This is a genomic window from Oleiphilus sp. HI0117 (assembly GCF_001635235.1).
The window spans coordinates 1-16,761 of record NZ_LWGA01000831.1 but is presented as its reverse complement, the minus strand read 5'-3'; the positions used below and the strand labels follow the sequence as shown (position 1 = coordinate 16,761).

Annotated in this window: 19 protein-coding genes; 11 read left to right on the top strand and 8 right to left on the bottom strand. The window is 44.4% G+C overall.

The window, feature by feature from the left end:
• The first annotated feature begins 56 nt into the window (after positions 1 to 56).
• The gene (locus A3757_RS14030; RefSeq protein WP_068514753.1) at positions 57 to 1,286 is read left to right on the top strand and encodes a pyridoxal phosphate-dependent aminotransferase; all 1,230 of its coding nucleotides are present in this window, start codon (positions 57 to 59) and stop codon (positions 1,284 to 1,286) included.
• 14 nt (positions 1,287 to 1,300) lie between these two features.
• A complete protein-coding gene (locus A3757_RS14025) occupies positions 1,301 to 1,750 on the top strand; it encodes a hypothetical protein (RefSeq protein WP_068513932.1) in 450 nt (149 codons plus the stop codon).
• Between the two features lie 112 nt (positions 1,751 to 1,862).
• Here A3757_RS14025 and A3757_RS14020 read toward each other — a convergent pair whose 3' ends face one another.
• The 5 genes from A3757_RS14020 to A3757_RS14000 form a co-directional block, all read right to left on the bottom strand.
• Positions 1,863 to 3,032, bottom strand: coding sequence for an ATP-NAD kinase family protein (locus tag A3757_RS14020; protein ID WP_068514798.1), 1,170 nt, complete (start codon positions 3,030 to 3,032; stop codon positions 1,863 to 1,865).
• Positions 3,033 to 3,036: 4 nt separating this feature from the next.
• Positions 3,037 to 3,729: a flagellar brake protein gene (locus A3757_RS14015; protein WP_068514750.1), complete on the bottom strand. Its 693-nt coding sequence runs from the start codon at positions 3,727 to 3,729 to the stop codon at positions 3,037 to 3,039.
• A 36-nt stretch (positions 3,730 to 3,765) separates the two neighbouring features.
• Positions 3,766 to 4,899, bottom strand: coding sequence for a 4-phosphoerythronate dehydrogenase PdxB (gene pdxB, locus A3757_RS14010; protein WP_068514747.1), 1,134 nt, complete (start codon positions 4,897 to 4,899; stop codon positions 3,766 to 3,768).
• 26 nt (positions 4,900 to 4,925) lie between these two features.
• The gene (rhlB, locus tag A3757_RS14005; RefSeq protein ID WP_082865404.1) at positions 4,926 to 6,362 is read right to left on the bottom strand and encodes an ATP-dependent RNA helicase RhlB; all 1,437 of its coding nucleotides are present in this window, start codon (positions 6,360 to 6,362) and stop codon (positions 4,926 to 4,928) included.
• Positions 6,363 to 6,474: 112 nt separating this feature from the next.
• Positions 6,475 to 7,080 (bottom strand): elongation factor P hydroxylase, encoded by a 606-nt coding sequence (locus tag A3757_RS14000; protein WP_082865405.1) that lies wholly within the window; start codon positions 7,078 to 7,080, stop codon positions 6,475 to 6,477.
• Positions 7,081 to 7,301: 221 nt separating this feature from the next.
• Here A3757_RS14000 and dsbD point away from each other — a divergent pair, with 221 nt between their 5' ends.
• The gene (gene dsbD, locus A3757_RS13995) at positions 7,302 to 9,185 is read left to right on the top strand and encodes a protein-disulfide reductase DsbD (RefSeq protein WP_068514744.1); all 1,884 of its coding nucleotides are present in this window, start codon (positions 7,302 to 7,304) and stop codon (positions 9,183 to 9,185) included.
• Between the two features lie 14 nt (positions 9,186 to 9,199).
• Here dsbD and A3757_RS13990 read toward each other — a convergent pair whose 3' ends face one another.
• The 3 genes from A3757_RS13990 to tusA all read right to left on the bottom strand — a co-directional run bounded on the left by A3757_RS13990 (position 9,200) and on the right by tusA (position 10,503).
• A complete protein-coding gene (locus tag A3757_RS13990; protein WP_068514739.1) occupies positions 9,200 to 9,742 on the bottom strand; it encodes a hypothetical protein in 543 nt (180 codons plus the stop codon).
• 46 nt (positions 9,743 to 9,788) lie between these two features.
• Entirely contained in the window at positions 9,789 to 9,998 is a 210-nt protein-coding gene (locus A3757_RS26855) for an STAS domain-containing protein (protein ID WP_255374988.1), read from the bottom strand.
• Between the two features lie 277 nt (positions 9,999 to 10,275).
• Positions 10,276 to 10,503 (bottom strand): sulfurtransferase TusA, encoded by a 228-nt coding sequence (tusA, locus tag A3757_RS13985; protein WP_068509866.1) that lies wholly within the window; start codon positions 10,501 to 10,503, stop codon positions 10,276 to 10,278.
• 55 nt (positions 10,504 to 10,558) lie between these two features.
• Between tusA and A3757_RS13980 the strand changes: the two genes are divergently transcribed.
• The 8 genes from A3757_RS13980 to A3757_RS13945 all read left to right on the top strand — a co-directional run.
• Positions 10,559 to 10,843: an antibiotic biosynthesis monooxygenase gene (locus A3757_RS13980; protein ID WP_068509864.1), complete on the top strand. Its 285-nt coding sequence runs from the start codon at positions 10,559 to 10,561 to the stop codon at positions 10,841 to 10,843.
• Positions 10,844 to 11,220: 377 nt separating this feature from the next.
• Complete coding sequence (ccoN, locus tag A3757_RS13975; protein WP_068514738.1) at positions 11,221 to 12,648, top strand: cytochrome-c oxidase, cbb3-type subunit I; 1,428 nt, start codon at positions 11,221 to 11,223, stop codon at positions 12,646 to 12,648.
• Positions 12,649 to 12,659: 11 nt separating this feature from the next.
• Entirely contained in the window at positions 12,660 to 13,265 is a 606-nt protein-coding gene (gene ccoO, locus A3757_RS13970) for a cytochrome-c oxidase, cbb3-type subunit II (protein ID WP_068514735.1), read from the top strand.
• An 11-nt stretch (positions 13,266 to 13,276) separates the two neighbouring features.
• A complete protein-coding gene (locus tag A3757_RS13965; protein WP_068509685.1) occupies positions 13,277 to 13,462 on the top strand; it encodes a CcoQ/FixQ family Cbb3-type cytochrome c oxidase assembly chaperone in 186 nt (61 codons plus the stop codon).
• Entirely contained in the window at positions 13,455 to 14,348 is an 894-nt protein-coding gene (gene ccoP, locus A3757_RS13960; protein WP_068509683.1) for a cytochrome-c oxidase, cbb3-type subunit III, read from the top strand. Before A3757_RS13965 ends, ccoP begins: the two co-directional genes overlap by 8 nt.
• A 142-nt stretch (positions 14,349 to 14,490) precedes the next feature.
• On the top strand, positions 14,491 to 15,945 hold the full coding sequence (gene ccoG / locus A3757_RS13955) for a cytochrome c oxidase accessory protein CcoG (RefSeq protein ID WP_068514732.1): 1,455 nt from the start codon (positions 14,491 to 14,493) through the stop codon (positions 15,943 to 15,945).
• A 43-nt stretch (positions 15,946 to 15,988) separates the two neighbouring features.
• Positions 15,989 to 16,543 (top strand): FixH family protein, encoded by a 555-nt coding sequence (locus tag A3757_RS13950; RefSeq protein ID WP_068514731.1) that lies wholly within the window; start codon positions 15,989 to 15,991, stop codon positions 16,541 to 16,543.
• Positions 16,544 to 16,554: 11 nt separating this feature from the next.
• Positions 16,555 to 16,761: heavy metal translocating P-type ATPase metal-binding domain-containing protein (locus tag A3757_RS13945; protein WP_156506325.1), on the top strand; the 207-nt coding region annotated here is incomplete at its 3' end.

Sequence of the window (16,761 nt, the reverse complement as noted above, 5' to 3'; positions counted from 1 at the left end):
ATCTATAGTAAAAAGATAGCCTTATTTAATTTCTTAATTTAATGGATTCTTGCGTCATGAAAATCATCAAAAAATCTTCCAAACTTGATAATGTGTGTTACGACATTCGAGGGGAAGTCGCGCGAGAAGCCAAGCGTTTAGAAGAAGAAGGCCATCGAATCCTAAAGCTTAACATTGGCAACCCTGCGCCCTTTGAGTTCGACGTACCTGAAGAAATACAAACCGACGTCATTCGTAACTTGCCTAACGCTCAAGGCTATAGTGATTCAAAGGGCTTATACTCTGCACGTAAAGCCGTTATGCAGCATTATCAGTCAAAAAACATTCTCAATGTTGACATAGAAGATATCTATTTAGGCAACGGCGCAAGTGAGCTCATTGTTATGTCTATGCAGGCTCTGCTAAATGACGGCGATGAAGTGTTAATCCCCTCACCTGACTACCCTCTATGGACGGCTGCTGTAACGCTAAGTGGCGGTAAGCCTGTGCATTATCTATGTGATGAGGAGTCTAGCTGGTACCCAAGCGTCGAGGACATTCGCAGTAAAATTAACGACAATACCAAAGCAATTGTCGTCATTAACCCGAACAACCCGACCGGCTCGGTTTACCCTGAAAGCTTACTGAAAGAGTTGGTCGACCTTGCTCGAGAGTTTAAGCTGATGCTATTAGCTGACGAGATCTACGACAAAATTCTATATGACGGCGCAACTCACACACCCCTTGCGTCGCTGTCTTCAGATGTCCTTACATTGACCTACAATGGCCTATCTAAGACCCATCGTGCAGCCGGTTACCGGTCTGGCTGGATGATGATTACCGGTCCTAAGCATTATGCTGAAGATTTCATCGACGGCATCGATATGCTCGCGTCAATGCGACTTTGCTGTAATGTACCCGCTCAATACGCGATTCAAACCGCTTTGGGCGGTTATCAAAGTATCAATGACCTAATCGTTCCGGGCGGACGCTTATGGGAGCAGCGTGAGCTTGCCTGGAAAATGCTCAATGATATTAAGGGCGTTTCATGCGTCAAGCCTGATGGCGCGCTTTACCTCTTTGTTAAACTAGACCCTGAGATTTACCCGATCGTAAACGACGAAAAATTGGTCTTGGACTTGCTCAAACAGCAGCGTATTCTTATCGTTCACGGAACAGGCTTTAACCTCAGTGATACTCAGCACTTCCGATTCGTATTCCTTCCACGGGTAGACGTTCTGGAAGATGCAATTCAGCGTTTTGAATTGTTCCTAAAAACTTACGAACAATTACCTGAAGAGAACTAGGGTCAGCCATTTAAATGTTCAGCATCCATATTGAAGAGTTTTTTCTCGATTGCACCAAAATTCTGAAGCAACTGTATATGAGTTTCCCGATGAAGAGCAACGTCTTCGTCGAGGATATCTCAGGCCCAGACCAAGCTGATGAGTACGGTTTACATAGCGATCGTTTTCAAAGTTGTTTTGGCGCTATGCTTTGGCTCGAGCAAGAGCGCTTCATTAAGTTTGAAAGCACTCTTAAGCAAGAAGCTATTGATCAGGCGACCCTAACTTCAAAGGGTCTTAAGCTGATGTCCAGCATCTGCCACGACCAGCAAATTAATGTCTTAACTGAGCAAATTCATCCAATCATTGAAGGCCTGAAGGGCTTGCCGAATATCGATACACTCAATCATATTATGAAGCATGGCACCTCAAGCCAGCTCGCGATAGCCATGCAACATCTGATTCACAAATACTCTGATAACTAACAGACCACAACCCTTTCCGCACACAACGATCTAGCGCTGTCAAAAGCCCCGCCTGAAGCTGGCACTGAGGGGTAATAACATCAGGGTCGTGCACCTAATTCCTTTTATATTTTTAAGACAAATAACTAATCTCGTACATAAGTGCATCATCATAGCCACATATTATTTTATGAAAGCCAGATAACTGCTTATCAAGTTCGTCACAACCGCTATCAACATGCAAAGCCCGACCATTAAGGGCTCTAATTTTTTCTTGAGTCGAAATAAACTGAAGGTTACCGAGACCGGCCTGCCGAAGAACTCGTGGACTAATTTGTTGATTACCACGCCCTAAAACAATCCCCTGCCCACCTATAACAGAGAGAATCACCTTTACCCTGGGATATTGTTGCAGCAATTCAAATAGCTGAGCCTCATGAACGTCATTCGCGATAAGCGTGACATTTACACCATCAAAGAAACACACATCAACACCCAGCAATGTTGGCTGCTCCAAACCGATCATTTCCTTCAAGTGCTGTAAGGTGCCGCCTGAGCCGAGGACATACAAAGTATCATCTTCTAATTCTTCACTCATAAATGAGCAAAGCTCTTCAAGCATCAACTCATCATCCAGCATGCCCGAACATTTAACCGACTGAACCAGAAGCTGATCGTCCGGTATCAGCATTTCACCAAAATGCTGAGTCTTAACCAGCCCCTTGGCAAAAGCATCCTCATCAATATCTCTCACGTCTGCCATACGGGCTGACACTAAACGATGACTCGCCATACTTTCTACCACCGAAACCACCGCCTTAGGTGTTACCGCAAATACGCCAGAATGCATCTTTACACCTGCCGGAATCCCTAAAGCGCACTGCTGATCACCAATCACCGTGTAGATATCACGCGCAGTACCATCACCGCCGACAAACAACAGGATATCTATTGAGCGTTTCATAATCTCGGCTGCGGCTGCACGCGTATCGTCAGCTCGAGTTAATTCAGGAGGCTGGAACAAAACCTCGATATCAAAGACATCTGCAAACTCTGAACAGATATCTCCGCCCATCTGTCCACCTGCACACAAAAATGATACTGAAGCCAATCTACCCTGCAAAACTAAATCTTTCAGACCGACTAAAACCGCTCTTAGCCTATCGGCCGCCTTGGCCTCTACGCCTCTGGAAATCGCTATTTCTGTGGTAGATGCTGCATCACTACCTTTAAGCGCAGCCGGCCCACCCATTCCAGCTAGAGGGTTAAGCACCAAACCAAAAGTAAAACTTGCTTGGCTCATTGCCTTATCTTCGTTCATTTTCGTAAATGTAGCTGGAAAGTGTTAACACATACTCATCAGTCAGGTTCACAAACTGAATACCGACAATATAGCGACCTTCCTCACCAACTTCTTCATCGGTATTTAGCTCTATATTGCGGATAATACTCGGAAGGCAAATTCTCTTAGTCACACCGCTCGCACTCAGCTCAAAAGACACCAAAAGCTCATGCCCCTTTTCACCCAATGACTGGGGAGAAGACATTCTTGCACCAGTTTTGCTTAAGTTATCAATATAAGCAGGTTTAGGCCATTCACCAAAAATATCGAAGTCGCTATCTATTTCAGCCTCAATATTTGTCGTGACACGTTCAGAGTTACGAATCTGGAGCGCGGTAATTTCTTCAGGATAAACCAAGTGATAATAGCTATAAGGCTGAATTGAACGATAGGCGACACGAGTTTCAAAAGCACAGACTTGCTTACCCACCAAAAGCCGAACGGCCACTGTACTGTCTTTGTCCAGAAGCACTTCTTTACCTTCTCTCAAGGGAGAAGAAATTAATATGCTACGATTTTCAACAAAACCAATTAGGTTTACCTGATACTTACGTGCAGGAGAAATTGTTTCTAAAGTGACGGCCGCCCCAATTGATAAACCTAAGTTCGCAAAAGACGCAACTGGCCTATCTTGGGAATCATCAAGCTTCTCAGCCACACTTAACCTCTTATTATCATTATTAAGGTATCAATTTTAGGACTTAACATTAAAACCTAAAGACTTAAACTTACTTAGCAATTCTGAGTTAACTTTCTTCAATTGAATCTTTACACCTGAAAACTCGCGCCGGCAGCGGTAGTTCTTTCGGAAGCGGTCAAAGGCCTGCCATCGCTCTTCATCAGGTAAGCGTAAGCTGGCTTGCAGTAAACTATGGTCATGACGCACATCAAAGCAGGCTCGAATTGCAGTATGAATAGACCAATCAACATCTGCATTTGAAGTAAAGGCCATTTTAGACAAAGGCGGCTCTTCTAAGAATTGCCCAGAAGAGTGGCGAGATGGTAAACCTAAAAACTGGCATAAGGCCCGGTAAACCATTTCAGTCCCCAAGACCTTACCGTCAAAACTATAGCCGGCAATATGCGGCGTACCAATAAAGACTTTGCGAGCCAATTCGACATTAAGCTCAGGCTCTCTCTCCCACACGTCAAGGATAGCGGTAAACTGTGGCTGATGATCTAGGAAGTCATTCAGGTCATCATTATCGATAACCGGCCCCCGACTCGAATTAATCAGAATTTGCTCTGGCTGCAAGCTTTCAAGCACCTGCTTATCGATCATATGGTAGGTTGGATGCGTACCTTCTTTACTTAAGGGCACATGAAGTGATATCAGGTCGCAGCGCATCACTTCTTCAAATGATACAAGTGAATCATCATCCAAAAACGGGTCACAGGCTTTAAACTTGATTCCCAGCTTCTCCAAGCGCGCAGCAAGTAAGCTACCAACATTGCCATAACCCACAATACCGACTGTTACCGAGCCTAAATCGAGCGAATGAGTTTCGGTTAGAATTGATAAGCAACTTAAAACATACTCAACAACAGAGTTAGCATTACAGCCAGGCGCATTACAGTAGCGAATGCCCTGCTGATCAAGGTAATCAGTATCAATATGATCAATACCGATGGTGCATGTTCCAACAAACTTAACTGAACTGTTTTCTAAAAGCTCACGGTTTACTTTGGTTACTGAGCGTACTATCAAGAAATCTGCATCACTCAAATGTTCCGCCTTAATCTCCCGCCCGGGCAACTTAACAATGTCACCTAAATCACCAAAAAAACGTGTGAGTAAGGGGATATTTTCATCAGCAACAATTTTCATTCTTCAAACAAAACCGTCTTATTAATTTATTTTCCAACCAGGTGTGCAGGATATTCACATGGAAGTTTCATACCAATGTACTTTTCTATCTCTGGAAGCAGGAAGGCATCGTCTTCACAGGCGAAGGAAATAGAGATTCCTTTTTCACCTGCACGTCCTGTTCGACCGATTCTATGAACATAATCTTCAGCGTCTTCAGGAAGGTTATAGTTGAATACATGACTCACGCCATCAACGTGTATACCGCGCCCTGCCACGTCAGTTGCAACCAAGATTTCTATTTTGCCATTTTTAAACTGATCAAGTGTTCTGATGCGTTTATGCTGGGGAACTTCACCCGATAACAGCGCAGCTTTAACACCTTTAGATTTCAACTCAGCTTCAAGGCGACGCGTTTCATCACGACGATTACCGAAGATAATGGCCTTCTTAACATCGTTTTCCTCAATGTAGCGGCAAATTATTTCCAGCTTTTCATCGGTAGGCACCATAAATATCTTCTGCTCGACTTTATCAGTCGTCAGCTGCTCGGCTTCAATTTCAATGAAAACAGGGTTAACCGTCCAGCGGTTTGCCAAGTTCAGCACATCATCACTAAAGGTCGCGCTAAACAATAAGGTCTGACGATTATCCTCTCTTGGGCACTTACTAATGATACGCTTAACATCAGGAATGAAGCCCATATCCAACATACGGTCAGCTTCATCAATAACCAAAAAGTCGATCTGATCCAGGTACAAGTCATTGCTGTTGAGGAAATCGATCAGGCGCCCAGGTGTTGCAACCAGAATATCGATAACGGTATTGCGCACATAGTCTTTTTGCTTTTGGTAGTCGATGCCACCCAGTACGGAATAAATCGACATATCCATGTGTTTAGTCAAGGCAACAGCATCTTTCTCTATCTGCAGCGCCAGCTCTCGTGTTGGCGCAATAATCAGTGCTCGAGGCTCGCTTGCATAACGATCACCTTTTGGCACTGGTCGAGATAGCAAGTCATTAATAATGGTAATCAGGAAGGCAGCCGTTTTGCCGGTACCCGTAGCAGCCTTGCCGATGGCGTCATAGCCTTTTAAGGTGTGGGGCAAAGATTCTGCCTGAATGTCGCTGCAATATTCATATTTCAGATCAGCGATGCCATGCAATAAGTCATTCTGCAAACCTAAATCGTGAAAGCGGGTCTTGCCTTCCTCGGGCGCTACGACATATTGCTCAGCACTCCAAGCCTGTTTTTTTGGCGCTACACTCGCCCCTTGTTCTTGTACATTAGCTTGAGCGCTTCCTTTCTTGCCACCTTTGTGTTGAGGCTTACCTGCTGTTTCAGGTTTTGGGTGTTTCTTTGCTTGAGGTTTATTGGCGCCCCCTTCTTTTGCCGAAGCAGGCTTGTTAGTTTTGGTCGAGGCACCTTGTGCCTTATTCGACTCGTCTTGCTTTTTCTTACCAAAAAAACCACTTAACTTCATTTAGAATACACTCTAGTAACACTTAAAATATTGACCTGAGAGCTTATGCCCCCTAACCCTGCCTTGCAAGCGGAATACACCTAATTAGCCGCTAATTTGCTTAAAACTGTCATTAGCTTAGCCTATCAAGTGAAAATGCGTCACTTTCCAGGCACCGACAATCAGGCCGATAGTGACTTAGCAAAGCTTGAACAAATAAGTTAGCTCTTTCAGGTAAGCCATTTTCTATGTAGTCAGCCGCCTGCTGAGCCACCTCACAGATAAACTCTTTACTCGCCCCAACATCTGGCTGAGCAATATTATCGACACTCAAACGAAAGCGCATTCCACAAGCTTCCGTCATAATCCACTCAAGCGCCTGCGGCTTAATCTCGACTTTCTCAAATTCGCGTTGCTGTTGGTCACTGCGCCCATCTGGCTCATACCAATAACCAAAATCAATTAACTTGCGCCGCTCTTTACCCGCAATACACCAATGACTAATTTCATGTAATGCGCTTGAGAAGTAATCAAACCTTGAAATAACCTGGCATAAACCACCCGTCTCCGAGGCTGGCAGATAGAGAGGTTCATCAGCCCCCACCACCAACTCAGTACCTTCGAGAGTTATAAACAAGTTATTGAAAATTCTAACTAATTCTGTGACATCAGCAAATGCTGTATCAACGAGCTTATTTTCACAGCTGGACTGGGTGCGCTGTTGTTCAGTATTTACCACCGGATTAACAATCCTTCTTACGACCAATCAAACTTTTGCAGCCTGGGAATATCTAATCGAATATTAATCTTCAAGCCCACAAAAGCGACTTATAATGGCATGATTACGAATTTATACAAATCTATTGCCTCTTATCGTTCTATTTAACAGTTTTGATTGAACCAACACAGTAGATTTATATCTAAAGTGCAATATATGCAATCGCAAGGTTTTGAACCAGTATGAGAAATATCCTATTAGTTATTATCTACCTAACTCTTGGAACATTCACCTCCGACGCATATTCCTCTGGCGGTACTAGTTTTTCTAGCTCAGATAGCAAGGGATTATTTGAATCAAGCCAGAATGAGTTCCTAAAGGTTGATGAGGCATTCAAATTTCGCTCATCGCCTACAGACAATGGTTTAAAGCTGTCTTGGGAAATAGCTGACGGCTACTATTTATACAAAGAACGCTTCAAATTCCGCCTTGTCGATAAGTCATTAGAACCTCTGGTAAAGCTTGGCCCTCCCGAATTTTCTAGCCAGGGAAAGCCTAAACAGGATGATTACTTTGGCTTGGTTCATGCGTTCTATAAGCACGTTGAAATTGCTCTTCCTATTGACGTCGATGCTTCACTAAGTGATGTCGAGATTAAAATAAGCTCCCAAGGCTGTGCAGATGCAGGCTTGTGCTACCCACCAAAGCACGAAAAGGTCTTATATGTAGCGCAAAAAAGTAATAGCGACACAACTAGCAACAAGCTTCAAGCTCCCAACCAGCAACAAACGCCTTCATCTCAAGAAAGCCCAGACTTTGAAAACGCTGCGGGCGTCTTTAGCTTTATTCAGAACAGTAGCCTGCTGGCGATTGTAGGAATATTCTTTTTACTCGGGATCGGATTGACCTTTACACCTTGCGTGTTTCCAATGATCCCGATTATTACCAGCATTATTGCTGGCCAGCAAAAGCCAACGGTCGGTAAATCCTTTATGCTTTCCCTAGCCTACGTTATCGGTATGGCGGCAACCTATGCTGCAGCAGGCGTGGTGACAGGACTGCTCGGTGCGGGAGCCAATGTACAGGCAGCCCTGCAAGACCCAATTGTATTAAGCGTATTTTCGGCAATATTTATTTTGCTTGCCTTAGCTATGTTCGGCCTTTACGAGCTGCAACTCCCCGCTTTCTTAAGAGACCGCCTCAATACCACCAGCCAAAACCTTAATGGTGGGCATATCACCAGCGTATTCTTTATCGGTGCACTATCAGCACTAATTGTTTCACCGTGTGTCTCAGCCCCGCTCGCAGGTGCGTTACTTTATATAAGCAGTACAGCAGACGCAGTTATCGGAGGCCTTTCATTATTTGCTCTGGGCTTGGGTATGGGTGTGCCATTAATCCTGATCGCTATAGGTGGCGGTAAGTTCTTCCCTAAAGCCGGCGCCTGGATGGACAAAGTAAAATACGCTTTCGGCATAATGCTAATTGCCGTGGCAATCTGGCTCATTAGCCGTGTTATCCCTGAGTCAGTTTCGCTATTTTTATGGGCGTTGTTATGCGGCCTAACAGCAAGCCAGATGGGTGCTTTTGATGCAGCTAAGCCTGGAATAGAAAGAGTCTCTAAAGGTTTAGGCTTGCTCCTGGCCTTATACGCCGCATTATTATTTATTGGCTCACTTACTCAAGCCACAAACCCACTCAACCCCCTGGAAACTCTGATTAGCAACCAGCAAACCAACACACAGAAACCTAACAAGCTCCCTTTCAATACTATTTATTCGAATACCGGGCTTGAACAACATCTCGCCATTGCAAAGCAAAACGGCCAAGCTCTATTGGTAGATTTTTACGCCGACTGGTGTATCAGCTGTAAGGTAATGGAGAATGAGGTTTTTCCGCTTGTTAATATCGACAGCAAGCTACGTCAATTTTATCTCGTTAAGGCAGACGTGACCGACAATACAGATGAAAATAAGGCACTACTGGAAAGGTTTGGCCTCTTCGGCCCACCATCTATCCTGCTGTTTGATAAAAAAGGCAAAGAAATCAAGGATCTGAGAATCGTAGGGGAAATTAGTGCCAATGGCTTCGATCAGCACCTGGGGCAGGCGCTGGTAAGACAATAAATTGAAGCGCAATATTAGAAAAGTTCTAACTCACCTTCATTTTGGTCTTCTTCATGGCTATTTGCCTCCAAGCAGAATGATAAGGCTTCATCATATACCTCAATAGAAATACTGCATCCTGCAACTTCACGATCAATATCAAAATAATATGAATCGATCGTACTGTTTTCAGCTAATAAGTCATCGACATTAACACCAAAAAAAGTGGCCGGAAAACCAATACTGATAAAGCACTCATGCGCTATCAACTTAGTTTTTAAACGACCAATCAACTGGTTTGAAAGCTCAGAAATCCAGTCTTCCAAGCGGTCCTCTTCAACTTTGGTAATCCCCTCACCCACTGGGTAAGTTAAGGCCAGTACAGGCAAAGGAAGCTCCAAAGCGATTTTGAATTCGATATCTGATGAACCGCCGTCAATGCAAGCAATAGGGCAATTTTCAAGGCGCTCAGGTTTATCTACCATCAAGCCTACATTGCAATCCAGGTTTTCAAACAAGTCTTTACACGACTGAAAGAATAAGTCCTGAATACATTTGATTACTTCATTATCACGCATATAACTGCAACTCCTTTCTTTTATTTGTACTAACCGAATCAGAAAACTATTTAGCCAACGAAGGAGCCGGACTCTCACCATTGATGCTGAAATACTGATTAAAGTGCGTCATGCTCAACAGGTCATAGGTCTGCCCACGCGAACGAACGATCTCATAGGCCACACCTGCACCGTCTAGAAACTTCTTCATGACCAGCAACATTCCCAAACCGGAACTATCCATGTATTCGACATCATAGAGATCAACCTGAACCAGACGGCTGTCACCAACCTCCTTTTAGTAAGCTGATCGGAATTCGCTCTGCAAATGAAATGCGAAACTTCCACTGATATAGAGAGTAGTACAAGAATTATTAACGGAAACTTTCACACTACCCGTAGCACTGTCAGTCATAGATACCCAAATCAACTTTAGCTAATATTTATATCGCAAGCACCTGACAATCTATATTTGAATAATTAAAGGTGCATTCTAAAAAGATAGAGCATGATCTGAAAAGTGCAAACTCGAAACATCGACATGAGAACTACTTTCAGGCTTTTCTCAGCAGATAAATATAATTGCCGTTTTCCTGGCTCTGATCGAGCAGTTCATGACCAAGAAACTGACAGAATTTTGGTATATCACGCTGAGTGGCCGGGTCGGAAGCGATTACCTTGACCACGTCCCCACTTTGCATCTCGTCAATTTTTGAGTGCAGCATCATAACAGGTTCAGGACAATACAAACCTTGAGTATCCAAAAGGTGTTGATGTAACATCTAGCTCTCTTTTTTAATCTATACTTAAAACAACAGCACACTGGAGGGGCATGCCATGATTAGGGTTATTATCGAAAGATCCATCGCGGAATCACTGGAAGCAAACTATGAGGATACTGCAAAACAAACGCTACAAAAAGCCATTCGAGCTCCGGGCTTTATTTCTGGGGAGTCATTAAAAGATATTACCAACTCAAGACACCGAGTCATCCTTTGCAACTGGCGTAGCACTCAAGATTGGCAAGCATGGCAACAATCCCACGAACGCAAGGAAATGATGGACAAGTTAAACCTCATGCTAGAAAGAGAAGAAAAAGTTACCGTTTTGGAAATGCCTTAAACATCTTCTCTGCAATCTGCTCAATGAGTACAGTTGCGTCTTGCTCCATTCAACGCAAACTGTACTCCAAAAATCTATCTCGATACTTAAAAAATAGCAAATTAAACCTCATTTTTTGTAAGTCATTATTATATAAGTCATTTGCGCATTCCATCGGCTTAAACCAAGTTGATATACATCAACTTTCCCCCCTAACTTTCGTGATAAAAGATTGATTTTGTCCTTTCTGATCAGTACCCTTCACGCCTAGCCGATTTGGGGGTATTAACCTACCCCTAAATCATTACTTAGGTAGTAAAAAAATAAGCGATGTGTGCAAGGTTTACATTCCTTATTTTTTGCGTTTCCACTTTATGTAGAATAATGGACCCTCAACGATGAGCAAAGAGACCAACCAAATCACTTACAACTACAAAGTTGTAAGACAGTTTGCCATTATGACGGTGGTATGGGGTATTGTCGGCATGGCCGTCGGTGTTCTTATCGCTGCTCAATTAGTATGGCCAGAGCTAAACTTCGATTCACCTTATTTAAGCTTCGGTCGTATTCGCCCACTGCACACTAACGCAGTTATCTTTGCTTTTGGGGGTAGTGCTCTATTTGCTACATCGTTTTATGTGGTGCAGCGGACTTGCCAAGCACGCCTGGTCTCGGACACCCTCGCGTCATTCATGTTCTGGGGCTGGCAAGCGGTCATCGTTCTAGCAGCGATCACTTTGCCACTAGGCATTACTAGCGCAAAAGAATACGCAGAGCTTGAGTGGCCGATCGATATTCTAATCACCTTAGTTTGGATAGCCTATGGCGTCCTCTTTTTTGGTACCATAATGAAGCGTAAGACCAAGCACATTTATGTTGCAAATTGGTTCTATGGCGCATTTATTATCACTGTCGCGATTCTACACATCGGGAATAGCATGGCCATTCCAGTCACGTTCTGGAAGTCCTACTCTGCTTACGCAGGTACTGTCGATGCGATGATGCAGTGGTGGTATGGCCATAATGCTGTTGGTTTCTTCCTGACGGCAGGCTTCTTGGGCATTATGTACTACTTCGTTCCTAAACAGACTGGCAAGCCAGTTTATTCTTACAGACTATCTATTATTCATTTCTGGTCACTGATTTCTTTATATGTATGGGCAGGCGCTCACCACCTACATTACAGCGCTCTTCCTGACTGGGCACAGAGTGCGGGCATGATCATGTCCCTAGTCCTACTAGCTCCATCATGGGGTGGTATGATCAACGGTATGATGACGCTTTCTGGTGCATGGCATAAACTACGTACTGACCCAGTACTACGTTTCTTGGTTGTATCGCTTTCTTTCTATGGCATGTCTACTTTCGAAGGTCCGATGATGTCTATCAAGACTGTAAACGCGCTATCTCACAACACTGACTGGACTATTGGGCACGTTCACTCTGGTGCACTCGGTTGGGTAGCGATGATTTCTATCGGTGCGGTTTATCACTTGATTCCAAAGCTTTATGGCATTAAAGAAATGTATAGCACGTCTATGATCAACCTACACTTCTGGTTAGCGACTGCCGGCACGGTTCTATACATCGCCGCAATGTGGGTAAACGGTATTATGCAGGGCCTAATGTGGCGTGCAGTAAACAATGACGGTACCCTTACCTACAGCTTTGTAGAGTCTTTAGAAGCAAGTCATTCTGGTTATCTTGTTCGTGCAATTGGTGGTGCTATCTTCTTGTCAGGTATGCTTATCATGGCCGTGAACGTTTGGCTAACCATTAAGCAGAAAGATGCGAAAGCACTTGATACCGTGACTGAAGCAGCTTAGGAGAAGAGTCAATGAATCATGAGATAATAGAAAAAAACCTTGGCTTGATGATCCCTCTGATTGTCGTAGCTATCAGTTTTGGTTTCTTGGTAGAAGCAGTTCCACTGTTCTTCCACAAAGACATGCAAACCCCCATTGAAGGTCTGAAGCCACATACCGCTTTAGAACTTGAGGGTCGTGATATCTATATTCGTGAAGGTTGTCACACCTGTCACACGCAGATGATCAGACCTTTCCGCGCTGAGACTGAACGTTACGGTCATTACTCAGTTGCCGGAGAGCATGTTTATGAGCACCCATTCCTATGGGGTTCTAAGCGTACTGGTCCTGATCTGGCTCGTGTTGGTGGTCGCTATAGTGACGACTGGCAACGTGCTCACCTTTATAACCCACGTAATGTTGTACCTGAGTCCAAAATGCCGTCCTACCCTTGGTTGTTTACAGCTATCGTAGACCACAAAGGTACTGCTGCGAAAATGGAAGCACTTCGTACAGTAGGCGTTCCCTACACCGACGAAGACATTGCCGGTGCAGCAGAAGCGGTGAAAGGTAAAACAGAAATCGAAGCTATGGTTGCGTATCTACAGCAGCTTGGCACCGTTCTTAAGAACAAGTAAGAACCAATATTATGGATATCAACACGTTACGCGGTCTATCTACCATCTTGGTCATGATCGCCTTTGTCGCCATATGCTTATGGGCCTATAACGGCAAAAAGAAAAAAGATTTTGACGATGCAGCCAACCTGCCCTTTCAGGATGACGATATCGCGGAACGTACCTTGAGCGAAAAAGAGAGAGAAGAACATGACTAGTTTTTGGAGTGTATGGGTCTCAGTCATTATTATCGGTACTTTGATCGGTAGTACATGGCTGCTAGTAGCCACCCGAAAAAGCCAAACTACAGATGAAGAGACTGAACAAAAGATGCCCCATGCCTTCGATGGGATCGAAGAGTACGATAATCCACTTCCAAAGTGGTGGTTCCATATGTTTATCGGTTCAGTTGTTTTTGCATTCGCATACGCATTGCTGTACCCGACTTTAGGTAACTTCCAAGGTTTCTTAGGCTGGTCTTCTACCGGTCAATGGGAAGCAGAAGTTGCTGAAGCTGATGAAAAGTACACACCTATATTCAAAGCCTACGCGGCAAAGCCAATTGAAGAACTCGCCAAAGATGCCGAAGCAATGAAAGTAGGACAGCGTTTGTTTGCTAATAACTGCTCAGTATGTCACGGATCAACAGGTCGCGGCGCATTAGGCTTTCCAAATCTGACTGACCACGACTGGTTATATGGTGGAAGTCCAGACGCGATCAAAACCACCCTCCTGTATGGTCGAAACGGTCAAATGCCTGCCAAAGGTTTAAATCCCGCTATGAGCAAAACTGACATACAAAATATGACTCATTACTTACTTTCGTTTAGTGGACGTAGTGATGATAAAGCAGCTGTTGATGCCGGCGCAGCGATGTACCAGACTGCCTGTGCAGCCTGTCATGGGGCTGAGGCTAAGGGTAATCAAGCCGTCGGCGCACCAAATCTAACAGATGATGTTTGGCTCTACGGCGGCACGGCATCTAAGATCAATCAAACACTCACTTATGGTCGAGCAGGCGTAATGCCAGCACAAAAAGACCTACTTGGTGAAGACAAAGTTCACCTACTTGCAGCTTACGTTTACAGCTTATCTAACAAATAAGACTGTCTGAGACTCGTGGGCCTGGCTGAGTAGCCAGGCCCACTCTCACAGAATATAAGATCTCTTCTCTAGACAGCCTTTGCTCATCACAGACTTTCTAGAAAAGAAACCTTTCCTCCACTAGATATGGAAGCCGTTGCCTATGTCTAAGAAGATCCCAGCCCAAAATATCGAACCCGGTACGCAGAAACTGGAAGTCTACGGCCAAGATTCAAAGCAAGCAGACGTCAGTAAGACCGTCGAGCTCTACGAGTCTCGAAAAAAAATCTACGTCAAAAAAATTGCCGGTCTTTTTCAGCGAATCAGGAAGTTTTCACTCTGGGCCTTGATGGCCATGTACTTTTCAATTTGCTGGATATCAATCAACGGCCAGCAACTGGTTCATTTCGACCTCCCTGCACGTAAATTCCATATCTACGGCATGACATTCTGGCCACAAGAGTTCGTTCTTTTAGCACTGCTTCTAATCATTTGTGCCTACGGTCTGTTTTTCGTCACCACCCTTTTTGGGCGCGTCTGGTGTGGTTATACCTGCCCACAAACTTCCTGGACCTTTATTTTCATGTGGATTGAGGAAAAGGTTGAAGGGAGCAGGAACCAACGAATGAAGCTTGATAAAGCGGAATTCAGCTCTGAAAAGATGATCAAAAAGACCCTTAAGCACACTCTTTGGTTATTGGTCTCCTTTGGCACCGGCCTGACCTTTGTCGGTTATTTCTACCCTATTCGTGAGTTAGTTCCAGATCTGTTCACCTTTAGTGTAGTCGACGCCTGGGCAATATTCTGGATTGGCTTCTTTACAGTTGCAACCTACCTGAATGCTGGCTGGTTACGTGAACAAGTTTGTTTATACATGTGCCCTTATGCACGCTTTCAATCTGTAATGTTTGATGAAGACACACTTGTTGTTTCCTACGACAAAGGTCGTGGAGACCCAAGAGGAAGCCGCAAACGTAATGTTGATTATAAAGAACAAGGCCTTGGCGACTGCGTTGACTGCGGCATGTGTGTACAGGTTTGTCCAACGGGCATCGATATTCGTGATGGGCTTCAGTATGAGTGTATTGGCTGCGCCTTATGCGTCGACGCCTGTGACTCAATCATGGACAAAATGAAGTATGACCGAGGTCTAATCAGCTACACCACTGAGAATGCCCTCATCGGTAAGAAGAGCCATATACTAAGACCCAAAGCCATTGCCTACGCTGTATTATTACTCGGCATGATGGGTGCGTTTGCCTATTCCGTTGCAACACGTGTTCCACTAGAGTTAGACGTAATAAAAGATCGGGGCGCTTTATACCAGCTAACGGGTTTAGGTAAAATCGAAAACACTTATATTCTCAAAGTTATGAATATGAGCGATGAACCCCATGATTTTGACATTACCGTCAAAGGCATTGAAGGGATAAAGATTACCACACCCACTACGGTATCCGTGAAAGCCGGAGAAGTATACACTCAACCAACTAGCATAGAAGTCGACCCCATACATATGGAAGTCACCCACTATGATATTGAGATTACCGTCAAGGCTACAGATAACCCAGACTTGGTCGCATCAAGCGAAAGCCGCTTTTTAGGCAGCGCTGAATAAAGCGACACAATAGAAATTAACTAAGCACAACCGAGGTAATGAAATGAAAGCAGCACAAGATGAACAAGCTAAAAAACCATGGTTCAAACAGCCGTGGCTTTGGTTTGTCCTGAGCGTACCTATTGCTTCGGTTATACTCAGCAGCATTATGGTAACTGTTGCTGTTGTTGGTCGTGACACTCTGGTTAGCGACAACTATTACAAGGATGGCATGGGTATAAACCAGACGATTGAACAAGATAATATGGCGGATGACCTCGGCTTGAAACCAACCTTAGAAATTGTTGATCAAGCCATCATTATTGAGCTAGTCGGTGACAAGTATCACCCTACTCTCCAACAACAAGCCTTTTTAACCTTGAAGATTCTACACCCAACCGTGGGAGACCAAGATCAAGTTATCAAGCTTCTGCCGACACCATCAGGCCAGTTTGTTGGAGATTTAACATCACCAGTTGATGGCCGTCGATATGTCGACCTCTATGCCTTTGACGAAAGCTGGCGGATTAGAGAAGAAGTCACCTTCCCGACAGGAAAAGTAACGCTTAATATAGGTGGCACCGAAAATAACGAGACTGCTAGCAAGTCGCAGGACTAGGTTGGCAACACATGTGCAAGACTTGCTACCACTGCAATGAAGAGATTCCAAAAGGCTTTAGCGCAAAGATTGAGATTGGCGGAGAACAACAATCGTTTTGTTGTTATGGTTGTTTAGCGATCGCAGAAACCATTGTCTCTGGTGGTCTCGATAACTTCTATCAACACCGCACTGAAGCCTCATTAAAGCCCGACGACTTCACCGACGCACAACGCGAT

Excerpts from the sequence above, each read along its gene's own strand:
- A3757_RS13980 (WP_068509864.1), top strand. The coding sequence starts at position 10,559 with ATGATTAGGGTTATTATCGAAAGATCCATCGCGGAATCACTGGAAGCA.
- A3757_RS13990 (WP_068514739.1), bottom strand. The coding sequence starts at position 9,742 with ATGCGTGATAATGAAGTAATCAAATGTATTCAGGACTTATTCTTTCAG.
- A3757_RS14030 (WP_068514753.1), top strand. The coding sequence starts at position 57 with ATGAAAATCATCAAAAAATCTTCCAAACTTGATAATGTGTGTTACGAC.
- dsbD (WP_068514744.1), top strand. The coding sequence starts at position 7,302 with ATGAGAAATATCCTATTAGTTATTATCTACCTAACTCTTGGAACATTC.
- ccoP (WP_068509683.1), top strand. The coding sequence starts at position 13,455 with ATGACTAGTTTTTGGAGTGTATGGGTCTCAGTCATTATTATCGGTACT.
- tusA (WP_068509866.1), bottom strand. The coding sequence starts at position 10,503 with ATGTTACATCAACACCTTTTGGATACTCAAGGTTTGTATTGTCCTGAA.
- rhlB (WP_082865404.1), bottom strand. The coding sequence starts at position 6,362 with ATGAAGTTAAGTGGTTTTTTTGGTAAGAAAAAGCAAGACGAGTCGAAT.
- pdxB (WP_068514747.1), bottom strand. The coding sequence starts at position 4,899 with ATGAAAATTGTTGCTGATGAAAATATCCCCTTACTCACACGTTTTTTT.
- A3757_RS14020 (WP_068514798.1), bottom strand. The coding sequence starts at position 3,032 with ATGAGCCAAGCAAGTTTTACTTTTGGTTTGGTGCTTAACCCTCTAGCT.
- ccoN (WP_068514738.1), top strand. The coding sequence starts at position 11,221 with ATGAGCAAAGAGACCAACCAAATCACTTACAACTACAAAGTTGTAAGA.
- A3757_RS13965 (WP_068509685.1), top strand. The coding sequence starts at position 13,277 with ATGGATATCAACACGTTACGCGGTCTATCTACCATCTTGGTCATGATC.
- A3757_RS13950 (WP_068514731.1), top strand. The coding sequence starts at position 15,989 with ATGAAAGCAGCACAAGATGAACAAGCTAAAAAACCATGGTTCAAACAG.
- ccoG (WP_068514732.1), top strand. The coding sequence starts at position 14,491 with ATGTCTAAGAAGATCCCAGCCCAAAATATCGAACCCGGTACGCAGAAA.
- ccoO (WP_068514735.1), top strand. The coding sequence starts at position 12,660 with ATGAATCATGAGATAATAGAAAAAAACCTTGGCTTGATGATCCCTCTG.
- A3757_RS14025 (WP_068513932.1), top strand. The coding sequence starts at position 1,301 with ATGTTCAGCATCCATATTGAAGAGTTTTTTCTCGATTGCACCAAAATT.